The organism is Cobetia sp. cqz5-12 (genome assembly GCF_016495405.1).
GTDB lineage: Bacteria > Pseudomonadota > Gammaproteobacteria > Pseudomonadales > Halomonadaceae > Cobetia.
This window is the reverse complement of sequence record NZ_CP044522.1, coordinates 437,464-453,075: the sequence shown is the minus strand read 5'-3', so window position 1 is coordinate 453,075 and position 15,612 is coordinate 437,464. Positions and strand designations below refer to the sequence as shown.

The 15,612-nt window shown below is 63.6% G+C and carries 12 protein-coding genes; 6 read left to right on the top strand and 6 right to left on the bottom strand.

Going from position 1 to position 15,612, the window contains the following annotated elements; genetic code table 11:
- Nucleotides 1–10 precede the first annotated feature (10 nt).
- The 4 genes from F8A90_RS02060 to preA all read left to right on the top strand — a co-directional run bounded on the left by F8A90_RS02060 (nucleotide 11) and on the right by preA (nucleotide 5,397).
- On the top strand, nucleotides 11–913 hold the full coding sequence (locus F8A90_RS02060) for a nitrilase-related carbon-nitrogen hydrolase (protein ID WP_200018691.1): 903 nt from the start codon (nucleotides 11–13) through the stop codon (nucleotides 911–913).
- 94 nt (nucleotides 914–1,007) lie between these two features.
- Nucleotides 1,008–2,450 (top strand): dihydropyrimidinase, encoded by a 1,443-nt coding sequence (hydA, locus tag F8A90_RS02055; protein ID WP_200018690.1) that lies wholly within the window; start codon nucleotides 1,008–1,010, stop codon nucleotides 2,448–2,450.
- Nucleotides 2,451–2,656: 206 nt separating this feature from the next.
- Nucleotides 2,657–4,045 (top strand): NAD(P)-dependent oxidoreductase, encoded by a 1,389-nt coding sequence (locus tag F8A90_RS02050; RefSeq protein ID WP_200018689.1) that lies wholly within the window; start codon nucleotides 2,657–2,659, stop codon nucleotides 4,043–4,045.
- Nucleotides 4,045–5,397, top strand: coding sequence for an NAD-dependent dihydropyrimidine dehydrogenase subunit PreA (preA, locus tag F8A90_RS02045; RefSeq protein ID WP_200018688.1), 1,353 nt, complete (start codon nucleotides 4,045–4,047; stop codon nucleotides 5,395–5,397). The genes F8A90_RS02050 and preA overlap by 1 nt, the downstream gene beginning before the upstream one ends.
- A 160-nt stretch (nucleotides 5,398–5,557) precedes the next feature.
- On the opposite strand, the gene F8A90_RS02040 is transcribed toward preA, so the two are convergent.
- The 3 genes from F8A90_RS02040 to F8A90_RS02030 all read right to left on the bottom strand — a co-directional run bounded on the left by F8A90_RS02040 (nucleotide 5,558) and on the right by F8A90_RS02030 (nucleotide 8,169).
- Entirely contained in the window at nucleotides 5,558–6,178 is a 621-nt protein-coding gene (locus tag F8A90_RS02040; RefSeq protein WP_043333730.1) for a TetR/AcrR family transcriptional regulator, read from the bottom strand.
- A gap of 156 nt (nucleotides 6,179–6,334) precedes the next feature.
- On the bottom strand, nucleotides 6,335–7,543 hold the full coding sequence (locus F8A90_RS02035) for a CmpA/NrtA family ABC transporter substrate-binding protein (protein WP_166019765.1): 1,209 nt from the start codon (nucleotides 7,541–7,543) through the stop codon (nucleotides 6,335–6,337).
- Between the two features lie 50 nt (nucleotides 7,544–7,593).
- Entirely contained in the window at nucleotides 7,594–8,169 is a 576-nt protein-coding gene (locus tag F8A90_RS02030; RefSeq protein ID WP_054555320.1) for an ANTAR domain-containing response regulator, read from the bottom strand.
- 562 nt (nucleotides 8,170–8,731) lie between these two features.
- Between F8A90_RS02030 and F8A90_RS02025 the strand changes: the two genes are divergently transcribed.
- On the top strand, nucleotides 8,732–10,090 hold the full coding sequence (locus F8A90_RS02025; protein ID WP_043333727.1) for a NarK family nitrate/nitrite MFS transporter: 1,359 nt from the start codon (nucleotides 8,732–8,734) through the stop codon (nucleotides 10,088–10,090).
- 121 nt (nucleotides 10,091–10,211) lie between these two features.
- Here F8A90_RS02025 and F8A90_RS02020 read toward each other — a convergent pair whose 3' ends face one another.
- From F8A90_RS02020 to dbpA, 3 genes are all read right to left on the bottom strand, one after another.
- Nucleotides 10,212–10,379 carry a hypothetical protein gene (locus F8A90_RS02020; protein WP_166019763.1) on the bottom strand — a complete coding sequence of 56 codons (168 nt, stop codon included), beginning with the start codon at nucleotides 10,377–10,379 and terminating at the stop codon, nucleotides 10,212–10,214.
- Between the two features lie 208 nt (nucleotides 10,380–10,587).
- The gene (locus tag F8A90_RS02015) at nucleotides 10,588–11,160 is read right to left on the bottom strand and encodes a GNAT family N-acetyltransferase (protein WP_200018687.1); all 573 of its coding nucleotides are present in this window, start codon (nucleotides 11,158–11,160) and stop codon (nucleotides 10,588–10,590) included.
- Nucleotides 11,161–11,379: 219 nt separating this feature from the next.
- On the bottom strand, nucleotides 11,380–12,780 hold the full coding sequence (gene dbpA / locus F8A90_RS02010) for an ATP-dependent RNA helicase DbpA (RefSeq protein ID WP_200018686.1): 1,401 nt from the start codon (nucleotides 12,778–12,780) through the stop codon (nucleotides 11,380–11,382).
- A gap of 1,138 nt (nucleotides 12,781–13,918) precedes the next feature.
- Here dbpA and F8A90_RS02005 point away from each other — a divergent pair.
- Nucleotides 13,919–15,436 carry a hypothetical protein gene (locus F8A90_RS02005; RefSeq protein ID WP_200018685.1) on the top strand — a complete coding sequence of 506 codons (1,518 nt, stop codon included), beginning with the start codon at nucleotides 13,919–13,921 and terminating at the stop codon, nucleotides 15,434–15,436.
- The last annotated feature ends 176 nt before the right edge of the window (nucleotides 15,437–15,612 follow it).

Sequence of the window (15,612 nt, the reverse complement as noted above, 5' to 3'; positions counted from 1 at the left end):
TGAGGAAGACATGTCGAACGATTCCCGCATCTCCCATACCGAGGATGCCGGCAAGCTGCGCTGCGCCGTCATCCAGATGGGACTCAACGTCTCCACCGACCTCGAGCCCGCGCAGATCCGTGATGCCATGAACGAGGCCCACCTGCCGCTGATCGACCAGGCCGGTGAAGCAGGCGTCAAGATCCTGTGCTTCCAGGAAGTCTTCAATCAGCCCTACTTCTGCCCGAGCCAGGATGCCAAGTGGTATGCCGCCGCCGAGCGCGTGCCCGACGGCCCCACCGTCACCCTGATGCAGCAGTACGCGAAGAAGCATCAGATGGTGATCATCGTGCCCATCTACGAGGAAGTGCAGCCGGGGGTGTACTACAACACCGCCGCCGTCATCGATGCCGACGGCAGCTATCTGGGCAAGTATCACAAGACCCACATCCCGCAGGTGGCGGGCTTCTGGGAGAAATTCTTCTTCAAGCCGGGCAAGTCCGACTGGCCGGTCTTCGACACCGCCTACGGGCGCATCGGCGTCTACATCTGCTACGACCGCCACTTCCCGGAAGGCTGGCGTGCGCTGGCGCTCAACGGCGCCGAGATCATCTTCAATCCCTCCGCTACCGTCGCGGGCCTCTCCCAATATCTGTGGGAGCTGGAGCAACCCGCCTCCGCCGCCGCCAATGGCTGCTACATCGCCGCCATCAACCGCGTCGGCCATGAACAGCCCTGGGATATCGGCGAGTTCTACGGCTCCTCCTATTTCGTGAATCCACGCGGCCAGATCGAAGCCCAGGCCAGCGCCACCGAGGATGAGCTGCTGATCCACGACCTCGACATGTCGATGGTGCGCGAGGTGCGCAACAACTGGCAGTTCTTCCGCGACCGCCGTCCGGACGCCTATACCCGCCTCACCGATGGTGAATGACGGCCAGCACGATAACGACAACGACAACGACAACGACAACACGACCTGACACTCAATGCCGGACAAGGCCGCGCGATGCGGCCGGGAGAGATTCATGGCAATCCTGATCAAGGGCGGCAGCATCCAGACCCACGAAGAGCGCTACACCGCCGATGTGCTGTGTGACGGCGAGACCATCACCGCCATCGGCACCGACCTGGACGTCCCGGACGACTGCGAAGTGATCGACGCCAGCGGCTGTCTGGTGATGCCCGGCGGCATCGATCCGCACACCCACATGCAGCTGCCCTTCATGGGCACCGTGGCCAGCGAGGACTTCCAGAGCGGCACCGCCGCGGCACTGGCCGGCGGCACCACCATGATCATCGATTTCGTGATTCCCTCCCCCCAGCAACCGCTGATGGAGGCCTATCACACCTGGCGCGAATGGGCCGAGAAGTCGTGCTGCGACTACAGCTTCCACGTCGCCGTCACCTGGTGGGACGAGAGCGTCAGCCAGGACATGCAGACGCTGGTTTCCGATTACGGGGTCAACAGCTTCAAGCACTTCATGGCCTACAAGAACGCCATCATGGCGCCGGATGACACCCTCGTCTCGAGCTTCGCGCGCTGCCTGGAGCTGGGCGCGATTCCCACCGTGCATGCCGAGAACGGCGAGCTGGTCTACCACCTGCAGCAGAAGCTGCTGGCCGATGGCATCACCGGGCCGGAAGCGCATCCGCTGTCGCGTCCGCCGCAGGTCGAGGGCGAGGCCGCCAGCCGTGCCATCCGCATCGCCGGCACTCTGGGCACGCCGGTGTATCTGGTTCACGTCTCCACCGCCGATGCGCTGGAGGAGATCCGCTACGCGCGTGAGCACGGTCAGCCGGTCTACGGCGAGGTGCTGGCAGGCCATCTGCTGATCGATGAAGAGGTCTATCAGAACAAGAGCTGGGAATTCGCGGCAGGCCACGTGATGAGCCCACCGTTCCGCTCGCTGGTGCACCGCCAGGCGCTGTGGGGCGGCATCCAGTCCGGTGACCTGCAGACCACCGCCACCGATCACTGCTGCTTCTGCGCCGAGCAGAAGGAGATGGGCAAGGACGACTTCTCGAAGATTCCCAACGGCACCGCCGGGGTCGAGGACCGCATGGCGATGCTGTGGCACGAGGGCGTCAACACCGGGCGCTTCTCCGCCGAGGACTTCGTCGGCCTGACCTCCACCAATGCCGCCAAGATCTTCAATCTGTATCCGCGCAAGGGCGCGATTCGCGTCGGCAGTGACGCCGATATCGTGGTCTGGGACCCCAACGCCGAACGCACCATCTCGGCCAAGACTCACCATCAGAACATCGACTTCAACATCTTCGAAGGCCGCACCGTCAAGGGCATTCCGCGCCACACCATCAGCCGCGGCGACTGGGCATGGCGCGATGGTGAGCTGCATGCCAGGCGCGGCCACGGCCAGTACGTCGAACGCCCGCCCTACCCCAGTGTCTTCGACCAGCTCAAGGCCCGCGCCGAGAGCAATGTCGTCAGTGCCGTGGATCGCAGCTGACGGACGACGAACGGCCAGCCTGAGACCAGTACGAAACGGCTGAGACCAGTACGGCACGACTGAACGGCGGCCTGGCGGCGCACCTGACGCGCTGCCGGTCCCTTAGCACTTCCAAACAAGCCGCTGCCAGTCAAGAAGCGCAACCCGACTCGCCTGCAAGACCAACAACAACGACCCCGCGCCTGAGCGCGGGCAGGAGCCACACCGTGACCACATCCTCCACTCCTTCCCACTGGGCCCCGTCCGGGCTCGCGGAAGAGGCGCTGAGTGCGCGTTTCACAGACCTGCATCCGGCGCTCACCAAGCGCCAGGCCTTCATCGAGAGTTCGCGTTGCCTGTATTGCTATGACGCGCCCTGCATCAAGGCCTGCCCGACCAGCATCGACATCCCGACCTTCATCCGCCGTATCCACGATGACAATCTCGAAGGCGCCGCCAGCGAGATTCTCGATGCCAATATCCTCGGTGGCAGCTGCGCCCGCGTCTGCCCCACCGAGATCCTCTGCGAGCAGTCCTGCGTGCGCAATCAGGGCGATGAGTGCCAGCCGGTGCTGATCGGCCTGCTGCAGCGACATGCGCTGGACAACGCCCAGTTCGAAGCCCACCCGTTCACGCGGGCAGCGAGCACCGGCCGACGTATCGCGGTGGTCGGCGCCGGGCCTGCCGGACTTTCCTGCGCCCACCGCCTGGCGCGTTTCGGCCACGACGTGGTGATCTTCGAGGCCGAGGAAAAGGCCGGTGGCCTCAACGAATACGGTATCGCTCGCTACAAGCTGACCGATGACTTCGCCGCCCGCGAAGTCGAATTCCTGCTCGAGATCGGCGGTATCGAGATCCGCCACGGCCAGCGCCTCGGCGACAACCTGGCGCTGGCCTCCCTGACACGCGAATTCGACAGCGTCTTCCTGGGCCTCGGCCTTGGCACCAGCCATGCCCTCGGCCTGACCGGCGAGGATGCCAGCGGCCTGATGGCGGCCACCGACTTCATCAAGGTGCTGCGTCAGAGCGGCGAACTGAACGCCCTGGCAGTACCGAAGCAAGCGGTGGTGATCGGCGCGGGCAACACCGCCATCGACATCGCCGTGCAGGCCAAACGCTTGGGCGCGCAGACGGTGGACCTGGTCTACCGGCGTGGCGAGGAGCAGATGTCCGCCACCCATCACGAACAGGAAATCGCGCGGGCCAATGGCGTGATGATCCACACCTGGGCGCGCCCGCTGGCCATCGATGTGGCAAGCGGCAGTGAGGGTGGTGATGCCGCGCTCAGTGCGATGCAGTTCGCGCGCACGCGGGTCGAGGATGGCCGCCTCGTCGATACCGGCGAGACCTTCACCCTGGCCTGCGATGGGGTCTTCACCGCTATCGGCCAGGGCTTCGATGACGCGAGCCTGAGCGATGCCCATGCCGCAGGGCTGGCCCGCGAGGGAGCGAAGATAGAGGTGGACGAGATGCTGCGCACCAGTCTGCCGGGCGTCTATGCCGGCGGTGACTGCATCGCTCGCGGGCAGGACCTCACCGTTCAAGCCGTCGCCCACGGCAAGCTGGCCGCCGAGGCCATCCATCACGATCTGATGCTCAAGGTGGAGGCCGCCTGATGACCATTCATACCCCGCTCAATGATGACAACGCACGCCCGGCAGGCGCTGGCGCGGCTGACGATCACGTCGCCAGCTACAAGGCCGATCTGTCGATCAACTTCGCCGGCATCCGTGCGCCCAACCCCTTCTGGCTGGCCAGTGCCCCGCCCACCGACAAGGCCTACAACGTGGTACGCGCCTTCGAGGCCGGCTGGGGTGGCGTGGTCTGGAAGACACTGGGCGAAGACCCGGCGGCAGTGAACGTCTCGTCACGCTACTCGGCGCACTATGGCCCGAATGGCGAGGTCAGCGGCTTCAACAACATCGAGCTGATCACCGACCGCTCGCTGGAGATCAACCTGCGTGAGATCACCCAGGTCAAGAAGGACTGGCCGGACCGCGCCCTGATCGTCTCGCTGATGGTGCCGTGTGAGGAAGAGGCCTGGAAGACCATCCTGCCGCAGGTCGAGGCCACCGGCTGCGACGGCATCGAACTCAATTTCGGCTGCCCGCATGGAATGCCGGAACGCGGCATGGGCGCGGCGGTGGGCCAGGTGCCGGAGTATGTCGAGCAGGTCACGCGCTGGTGCAAGACCTACAGCTCGCTGCCGGTGATCGTCAAACTGACTCCCAACATCACCGACGTGCGTGAACCGGCCAAGGCCGCCTGGCGTGGTGGCGCCGATGCCGTCTCGCTGATCAACACCATCAACTCCATCACCCATCTGGATCTCGACCGCATGGTCGCGCATCCCATCGTCGGCGACCGCAGCACCCACGGCGGCTATTGCGGCAGCGCCGTGAAGCCCATCGCGCTGAACATGGTGGCCGAGATAGCGCGCACGCCGGAAACCGCCAACCTGCCGATCTCCGGCATCGGCGGCATCTCCAACTGGGAAGATGCCGCGGAATTCATCGCCCTCGGCGCGGGCAGCGTGCAGGTGTGCACGGCGGCAATGCTGCACGGCTTCCGTATCGTCGAGGAGATGAAGGATGGCCTGGGGCGCTGGATGGACAGCAAGGGCTATCAGCGTATCGACGAGTTCTCGCGCGCGGCGGTGCCCAACACCACCGACTGGAAGCAGCTGGACATGAACTATCAGGTGATCGCCCGCATCGACCAGGACAAGTGCATCGGCTGCGGACGCTGCTACATCGCCTGCGAGGACACCTCGCACCAGGCCATCATGCATCTGACCAAGGACAACGGCACCGCCCGCTATGAGGTGAAGGACGCCGACTGCGTGGGCTGCAACCTGTGCGAGATCACCTGCCCGGTCGAGGACTGCATCACCATGGAAGTGCAGGACACCGGCAAGCCGTACATGAACTGGATGGAGGACCCGCGCAATCCGCATCGCGCGGCCTGATCGTCTGCTGCCCCTCTGATCGCGGGGCGCAGGTAGCAATAGAGGGGAACCAAAAAAAGGGCTGCCAGCAATGGCAGCCCCTTTTTGATTGGCCTGATGACCCATCAACGATGGCCATGATTAGCTCAAGGATAATCAAGTCATGAAGTCATCTACTGACTCAGGCAGACAGGCCGACGCCCTTCAGCAGCACCCGCGTCACGTTCTGCACCGCCTGCTCGAATTCCCGATCACTCAGCGCCTTGCCCTGATTGAGCACCGCGATCTGGTGGTCGAAGTCGGCGTAGTGCTGGGTGCTGGCCCAGATCATGTACAGGTAGGCGGAGGCATCGACGTTATCGATGCGGCCCTCGCCGATCCACTGGCGCAGACGTGACTTCTTCATCTCGGCCCACTCGTCGAGCCACACCGTCAGCTCTTCGCCCAGCACCGGCGCGCCCTGCATGATCTCGCTGGCCCACACCTTGGAGCCATAGGGGCGCTGGCGCGAGTGCATCATCTTGGCGCGGATGTAGGTGGAGAGCACCAGCTGCGGGTCGTCATAGGCCTCGAAGCACAGCGCATCTTCCTTCCACAGCGCCAGCAGACCATCGAGCACCGCGCGATACAGCGCTTCCTTGGTGCTGAAGTAGTAATGCAGATTGGACTTGGGCAGCTCTACCTCGGCGGCAATATCGACCATGCTGGCGCCGACATAGCCCTTGAGAGCGAAGATCTTTTCGGCGGCGAGCAGAATGCGGCCGACATTGTCCTTGCGAATCTGAGACTTGCGAGTGGTCATGCGATCCCCTGACGCGGTGCTGGCAGTGCGATGAGAATATCACAACCGCACTGCCAACATGTCTGAGCCGTCAGGTTTGCCCGGCATCCGCTCAATGGCGGCGGTTGCCCTGACAGCCCTTGCTCGCAGGGGGCTGCAAGGCGCGCAGCCGAAACGTCACTCGAAGACCGCGCCATCAATGAAGCCATCCGCCGGCATCGGCACCTGGCCCGCCTCGCCGCTCAGCCACCAGGGGGCCGGGTGCGTGCCTTCGCTGCGCTCATCCGCCACCGGCACTACCATGCCCAGCTTGCGGGCCGCCGTGCGGTAGAGATCCGGTCGCACACAACGTGTCAGCGTCGCCTCGAGATCCTCGTCATTGAAGCCCTGCAGATGCCCCCAGCGCTGCATCTGGGCGATGTACCAGCGTGTCTGGGAACGCCACGGGAAGTTGGCTGCGTAGCGATGGAAGATGGTCCAGCCGGGGTTGTGCTGCTGAAACTCCTCCACCGACTGCTCGACATCGACATCCTCCAGCCCGCGTGTCACCACGCTCATCGGCACCTCCGGCATGCCCTCGTCGTGCAGCCACTCGGCGGCTTTCGCCCGATTGCCGGGGCGGTCCAGCCAGGCGCAGGCATTGAGCAACGCGCGAATCAGAGCCTGATGCGCCAGCGGATGCTGCTCCGCCCAGTCCTCGCGCACGCCCAGCACCTTTTCCTGCCCGAAGCGCCAGATATCGTGACTGCCTGCCACCACCTGCCCCATGCCCTGCGCCGCCGCCAGACTGTTCCAGGGCTCACCGACACAGAAGCCATCCAGCGCGCCACTGGCCAGCTGTGCCGCCATCAGCGGCGGCGCCACGGCGCGCATCTCGACGTCGCGGTCCGGATTGATGCCGCCCGCTGCCAGCCAGTAGCGCAACAGATAGCGATGCGAGGAGAACGGGTGCACGCTGGCCAGCTTGAGCAGCGGCTCACCGCGCTGCTTGCGCTCGCGCACATGCGCCGCCAGCGCCTTCGCGACCTGCAACGGGCTGGAGAGGTCGTGACCATCCTCGCCGAGGGTGGCCATCAGCGCGCGTGACAGCGTGATGGAGTTTCCGCCCAGATTGAGCGTCATGGCACTGATCACCGGCGTGGCGCGACCATCCAGGCCCAGGGTCGAGGTCAGCGGCATCAGCGCCAGCATCTGCGCGCCCTGCAGCACACCGGTCTGCAGGTCATCGCGCAACGCCGCCCACGAAGGTTGCCACTTGAGTGTCACCGCCAGCCCCTCCTCGCGGAAAAGCCCCAACTGCTCAGCGACCACGAAGGGCGCGGCATCATTGAGTGGCATCAGGCCCAGCGTCAGCTGATGGCCATTCAGGGGTACATCTGTGGGCATCACGCACACCTCTTGAACGATCGAGAGAGAAGGACAGTACGGCGACCGGCTCAACGCCGTCGCGCGGCCTTGAGCAGCTCATCGGCCAGCTCATGCAGGGCCAGGCGCCGGTTCATGGCGGTCTTGCGCAGGTATTGGTAGGCGGCATCTTCACTGAGCCCGCGCGTCTCCATCACCACGGCCTTGGCGCGATCGACGCTGCGGCGCTGCACCAATGTGGTCTGGGTACGGTTGAGCTCCCCCTTGAGCGCACGGTGCGCCTCGAAGCTGGTGATGGCGACCTCGACCATGCTGCGCACCATCGCTGGCATGACGTGGTCCACCACGTAGGCCGAGACGCCGGCGCCGGCCGCCTCACGCACGAGGTCCGGGGCATCTTCACTGGCCAGCATGATCATCGGCTTGGGATAGCGTCGCCCCAGCTGGCCGAGATGCTCCAGGGTGTCGCGGCTGGGCAGGTCGGCGTCGATGATCACCGCATCGGGTTGATGCTGCTCGACCAGCGCGTGCAGGTCCTCGTGCTCGTCGACGCGCAGCGCCACCTCGAAGCCGGCGCTCAATAGCGCCTGCTCCAGCGCGGCAGAGCGCTCACTGCGGACATCGACGATCAGCACGGTCACTGGCATGTCAGGTTTCCTTGAGTCGGGCATGAGTCTTGCGGTACACCCAAGCAGGATTCGTGCCGCAATCTGGTGCAACCTTGCGGCCAAGGGCCTTCGCAGCCGTCAAGCCGAAAGCGCCGCTGCACTGCAATGAGGCACGCGCCTTCCCGGCGCTCCCAACGCCACTCGCGTGCGCCAGACTGGTACCTCGCGCCCTGCCGACGCACCGCCAGCGCGCATCGAGTGGGCAGCCATCCCGTGATACCGCCGGCGCAGGCCAAGCCACTGCCATCGCCAAGGCATTGATCTTCTGGGACTTGTCCCGACCATACCCCCGCAACTGGCGCGCTACTTGCTTTGTTCCTGTCACTTGCCGCACAGACGCTCTGCTGCCGGCAACCATGGCATCACCGACTGCTGCCATCGCTATCCATGACGTGGACCAGGCTCTTCGGAGTACGAGTGCGTCGAACCAGGCCCCTCAAAGACGAGGCGCCCTTGCTGTCGTTCATTCACAGCCGTTCGACCACTCGCCGAGCACACCTGACTTCGTGCCCGGCACCGACGCTGAATCAGGAGCCCACTCATGGATATCCGCAACAAGGCCAGCCGCATCCGGCTGTTCAGCTTCAACACCCCGCAAATGCGCGCCTTCCACATGTCGTGGTTCGCGTTCCACGTCTGCTTCTTCGGCTGGTTCGGCATCGCGCCGCTGATGGCCGTGGTGCGTGACGACCTTGGCCTGACCAAGACCCAGATCGGCAACACCATCATCGCCTCGGTCGCCATCACGGTGATCGTGCGTCTCGCCATCGGCGTGCTGTGTGATCGCATCGGGCCACGCAAGGCCTACACCTGGCTCTTGTGCCTCGGCTCGCTGCCGGTGATGTGCATCGGTTTTGCCGACAGCTTCGAATCCTTCTTCCTGGCCCGCCTGGCCATCGGTGCCATCGGCGCCTCCTTCGTCATCACCCAGTACCACACCTCCGTGATGTTCGGTCCGAATGTGGTCGGTACCGCCAACGCCACCACTGCGGGCTGGGGCAACCTGGGCGGCGGCACCACCCAGATGCTGATGCCGCTGGTGATGGCAGGCCTGCTGATGCTGGGCGTCGAGCAGACCCTGGGCTGGCGTCTGGCGATGGTCGTGCCGGGCATCGTGCTGTTCCTCACCGGTATCGCCTACTACTTCTTCACCCAGGATGCCCCGGATGGCAACTTCAGCGAGCTGCGTGAGCGTGGTGAGCTGCCCAAGGCCGAGAAGGAATACAGCATGCGCGCCACCTTCGGCGCGGCGGCACGCGACATCCGCGTCTGGGCCCTGTTCCTCGTCTATGGCGCCTGTTTCGGGGTCGAGCTGACCATCAATAACGTCGCCGCCATCTACTTCTTCGATCATTTCGATCTCGATCTCGCCACCGCCGGCCTCATCGCGGGCCTGTTCGGCCTGATGAACCTGTTCGCCCGCACCCTGGGCGGCGTCTTCTCCGACCTGTTCGCCCGCCAGTCCGGCCTCAAGGGCCGCGTGCGCTGGCTGTTCATCGCGCTGCTGTGTGAAGGCGTCGCGCTGGTCGGCTTCGCCCAGATGGAAACCCTCGCGGTGGCCATCGGCATCATGCTGGTCTTCAGCCTCTTCGTGCAGATGGCGGAAGGCGCCACCTTCGGTATCGTGCCCTTCGTCAATCGCAAGGCACTCGGCGCGGTCGCCGGTATCGTCGGTGCGGGCGGCAACGCAGGCGCGGTCGCCGCGGGCTTCCTGTTCCGCAGTGAGGAACTGACCTACCAGGAAGGCCTGATGTACCTGGGCATGGGCGTGATCGTGATCTCGCTGTTCGCGCTGCTGGTGCGCTTCAGCGCCGCCACTGAAGCCGAGGAAAGCCGTGCCTATGACGCCGCCGTCGCGGACCGCAAGCAACAGAGCGAGCAGCAGCCCGCCTCGGCATAAGCGGACGTCTTTCTCCCCGAGCCAGACACAAGAAGGCCCCGCCTCATGGGAGGCGGGGCCTTCTTGTGTCTGATGACGACTCAGATCAGCGGCGACTCATCGCGGCACTGGCGGCCGAGCCTCAGCTATCGGTGGCGTTCTCGACGCTATCACCGGCTTCCTCGACGGCGTTGTCCATCTTCTCACCGGCCTTCTCCATCGGGCCTTCGTCCTCGCAACCGGCGAGCGACAGGCCACCGAGACCGAGCATGGCAATCATCAGCGAACTACCCAGAGTCTTGAGCTTCATGATGTCTCTCCTTGAATCATCGGTCGGAATGACGCGACACCTGCCATCACATGCAGGCTGCCACGTGGTGTCACCCATGACATGGAGCGGGAGCCTTGCCGTTTCAAGGGTCACGCAACGCCGAGTTGCTCGTTGCTGCTCACAACAACCGCTCAAGGCTGTTCAGATCAACCGCTCAGAGCTGATCAGATCATCCACTCCAGACGGCTCAGATACCAAGCTCAGAGAAGGTATCGGGAAACTGCACTTCTCCACCCAGCCCCTCCAGATAGTCCGGCAGCAACTCGAAGGCGACGAAGGAACCCGGCACGTCGTCATGATGGCAGTAGAGCCCGTAATGACACGCCGGATGAAAGCCCAGGTGGGTATAGAAATCCGCATGACCAGCCGCCACCACAGCCCCCGCTCCCAACAGTCGACAGCGCTTGACCGCCGAGATCACCAGCCGCTTGCCGATGCCGTGACGCTGATACTGGGGCAGCACCGCCAGCGGTGCCAACGCCATCAGCACGCGGTCCGGGTAGCCGGAAAGCGTCACGCGCGACACCATCACATGCCCCAGCAGACCGCCCTCGCCTTCACTGAGATGGCGGCCGGTCTCCGGGTCGGTGACACGCTCGGCCACCAGCGAGATCTGCGCCAGATTGCCCCGGCGCAATCTGTCACCCAGGCGCGCTTCACGATGGCCGGCAAAGACGGATTCATGAATGCGGTAGATGCGCTCATGATCAATGAGACGTTCTTCACGGATGCGAAGGTTGTCGACGGCGTTGGCAGTCATCACGAGGTACCGGATCAGCGCCCTGCCGATCAGGGACGTTACCTCAAGCTTAGCCACCGCCCGCAGCGGCTGCGAGCGTCAATCTGCTGCTCAAAAAGCACGAAGCCCGCCGTGGTGGCGGGCTTCGCTTGGGGTGATATCAAGGTCGCATGGCAGATGAAATGCGTGGTGCAGCCCTCCTCAGAGAGCTGCTGATCACGCGACCTGACACTGCCCCGTTCAGCTCTTGAGACGACGTGCGCGGAAGGAGCGCCCCTTGAGCTTGCCGTTCATCAGCTGGGTGAGTGCCGACTTGGCGACATCACGCTCCACGGCGAGGAAGGTGGTCCGCGCCAGCACCTTGATCTTGCCGATCTTGCTGCCTTCCAGGCCGCCGTCACCGGTCAGCGCACCGAGGATATCGCCGGGACGCAGCTTGTCCTTCTTGCCACCGTCGATCTGCAGCGTCGCCATGCGCGCATGGAAGGGCTCACGCGTCAGCATGCTTTTCGAGGGCAGCGGCTCGGCTTCCAGCGTCTGCTCGAGGAAGTCTCCCAGCTTGGTCAGGCGATAGTCTTCCTTCTCGGTGTAAAGCGTACAGGCGATGCCGGAGCTGCCGGCGCGGCCAGTACGCCCGACACGGTGCACGTGGGCATCGAGATCACGCGCGATCTCGTAGTTGAATACCGCGTCCAGCGCTTCGATATCCAGCCCGCGCGCCGCGACATCGGTAGCCACCAGAATCGAGGTGCTCTTGTTGGCGAACATCACCAGCGTCTGATCACGCTCGCGCTGCTCCAGATCACCGTGCAGCGCCATGGCACTGAAGCCGTGCTCATTGAGGGCATCGCTGACTTCCTGCGCCTGACGCTTGGTGTTGCAGAACACCACGCTGGATTCCGGGCGGTACTTGAGCAGCAGGATACGCAGCGCCTCGAAACGCGCCTCGTCATCGGCGACACGGTGGAACAGCTGACGGATGCTGCTGTCATCGTGGGTGGAGGCCACCTCGATGCTGACCGGGTCACGCAGCATGCGCTCGGCGATCGGACGCACGCCATCGGCGAAGGTCGCGCTGAACAGCAGTGTCTGACGCTCTTCCGGGGTCTCGGCGACGATGGCGTCCAGCACCTCGGCGAAGCCCATGTCGAGCATGCGGTCGGCTTCATCCAGCACCAGAGTATTGAGCTCTTCAAGGCTCAGGCTGCCCTTGCGCAGATGCTCATCCACCCGTCCCGGCGTGCCGACGATGATATGCGCGCCGTGTTCCAGCGAGCCCAGCTGCGGACCGAAGGGCGCGCCGCCGCACAGTGTCAGCACCTTGACGTTGTGCAGGCCGCGCGCCAGACGACGGATCTCGCCGGCGACCTGATCGGCCAGCTCACGCGTCGGGCACAGCACCAGTGACTGCACACGGAAGCGCGAGACCTTGAGGCGCGACAGCAGGCCCAGACCGAAGGCAGCGGTCTTGCCGGAGCCGGTCTGGCCCTGGGCGATGACATCGCGCCCTTCCAGCATCGGCGGCAGGCTCTGCGCCTGAATCGGCGTCATGGTGTGATATTCGAGCGTGGCGAGGTTGTCGAGCAGCTCGGGCGCCAGCGCCAGAGAGGCAAAGGCAGGGGTGGCGGTGGCGTCAGTCACGGGGACATTCCTTCAATCGATGAACAGGCACGAGCCGAACGGGCTTACGCGCGGGCGCAGAGCATAGCAGAGCATGACCACCAACGCCTGCCACGGATAACGCCTGCCACGGATAACGCCTGCCACGGATGTCTGCGCCTGATACCGGCTCCCCAGGCGAGATAGCCTTTTTGAGCAACGCCCTCTCTTGCTCGCCAGACTCGCCTCTCAGCACACCGTATGAGTCACCTCGAATTCAACTCAACTCAAAGCATGATTTTCGTCACGACAGGATTCGATTCCTGCCAAATATCATTTATTAATTATCGTTAATTAAACAAAATGGCCAACGGTCAGTTGGCATGGTACGGAAACTCATATCAGACGTTGGCTGAGTCGCTGCGTATTTCACGCCGTGCATTTCCTGCAGTGCACTTCATGAAAATGGCGCTGGCATTCGTGACGGGTTAATCATCAAGACGTTCTTGTTATCTGCCTCAGACTATCAGTGCCAATGACACACCAGAATTGGCGCATACCGAGATGGGCCCACCCCCATGCCGAGCATGAGGAATGCCACCTCTCATCAGTGATGTACTGCGGGATACCGCTCGGCTACCGCAGCGGTGCCGCTGCGCGCCCAAAGGTTCTATCTGAATCTATGTCATGAATATCAACGACTTGCAGATAGCGAAATGCTGTCCGTGCCGCATAGGCGTTTCAGTCTCGGGGTGGTCTCCCGAATTGGATCGTTGCAAGCGTACTGACCGGCAGCGCAAAGCCGCTCATCACACTGGCCATGAAACCGGTCATGGAACCGGTCATGGAACCGGTCATCAAGCCCGGCCCAAGGCACAGGTCGCTGATACACAGAACCGGCAACACCATGGAAACACCAATGACGTGAATCCTGTTACTTCATCGCCACAATGCACGTCACCACGCATAGGAAAGTTGCTGTAATAGCGTGAGAAAGAGAAAACGATATCGCACTGACAGGTGATATTTACCCTCTGCAACACCACGGTCACCGCTGCCCCGACAACAGGGGAGCAGCAATAGAGCGGCGCAGTCATCAAGCCGCCAGCTGTCAGAGGGGGTCACACCTCTCTACCGAAACAGCCACTAGATGTCACTACGACCCAGGGAGCAAGACGACATGAAGGACCTCTCAAGAATCACGGGCTACGGATGTATCGTGGCCGGTGTCGGCCCGGCAGGCATGGGATTTCTGTTCAATGCCCTCAAGACAGGCCAGATCACGACACTGGCCCGCCACGGACTGCTGATTCTCGATGCTGGCGGCACCCACGCCAGCGGCAAGCTTGGTGCTGGGCGGCTGGGCGAATATCGCATCACCGCCAACTCGGTCGGCGATGTGTTCCTCGACTGCCTGCGCGACCCGGCACTCGCCGACGTGCTGGCCCCGCTCGAAGGTGAACCCTGCCTGGAGCGAATCCGGGCCGCCCCCTACTCCTCCCCGCGACTCGATGAGATCGGCGAGCTGCTGGAAGCCGCCAGTGCGCTGGTATTGGCGCACATCACCGCCCTGCCGGGCGTCGAGATGTGGTGCGGTACCAGCCTGGATACGCTGCGATACCTCGACGGCACCAGCATTCTGACCCTCTCGCATGAACCGGAGGTGGCCCAGCGCACGACGCGACTGCGCACCAACAATCTGGTGCTCAACCTGGGCGGCCAGCAATGCCCGGAGCGATTGACCCAGAGCCTCAATCGTCAGGGACTGACACCGTCGCGGCGCGCACGCATCTACAGCGGGGATGAGCTGTTGCGCATGCCGCCGGGACAGCTGCGCAGCCTGTTGCTGCCGCGTCTTCGCCGTGGTGGTCGTGTCTGTGTGGTGGGTGGCTCGCACAGCGCCTTCTCGATGCTCGACGTGCTGGCCGACGCGCTGCGCAACACCCGCGTCAAGGAGATCACCCTGCTGCATCGCTCGCCGATTCGGCTGTTCTTCGAGAATGCCGAAGAGGCGCGCGCCGCAGGCTATCACTACGATGCCGAGCGCGATGTGTGCCCGATCAGCGGTCGCATCAATCGCTCCGGCGGGCTGCGCTACCGGGCACTGGCCATCGGTCAGGAAATTCTGGCCACCGGCCGCATCGAAGAGTGCGCGATGGACATCCAGCTGGTGCAGACCGGCCCCGGCAGTGCCCAACGCCTGGAACTGGCCAGCGAAGTGCTCGCCGACGCGCCCATCGTCGTGCAGTGCAATGGCTATCAGCCGATTCTGCCCACCATCAGCGACGCCCATCATCAGCCCATCACGCTGCGCGAAGTGAATGGCGGTCTGGATTCCGATGCCAACGGCAACCCCTGTGACATCCACGGCCAGCGTCTTGCGGGCCTCTACATGTTCGGGCTGGGCGCCGGGCTTGCCGTCGACCCGACTCTGGGCAGTGAAGCCTCCTTCGATGGCCGCATCTATGGCGTATGGCAATTCCACAATCACGCCAGCCTGCCGGCCCTCCACGCCATCATCGCGCGCAACGCCAGTGACGACGCCCTCGCCAGCAACAAGACCAGCGCCAGCAGTGTCGTCAGCGAGAAGCCCAGCGCGGACAGCCTCGCGCAGGCGACCGAGTCCGAGGATTTCTCCAGCGCTCTCAAGGTGCTGGGTGACTCACTGGGCCTGCAGCAGAAATCCCGCATGGCGTAGCAAGGCATGACGTGATTGGAGCGAGCACAGTGCTGCCTGTGAGCCTTGCCACCAGATGATTACGTAATGCTGATTATGGAGCACGGCAGAAACAATCATGGGCTTTACCATCTGCACATTAGCCAACTGATTGGCTTTTGGATAAATATAACAAGAAACAACACATAACAACGCTG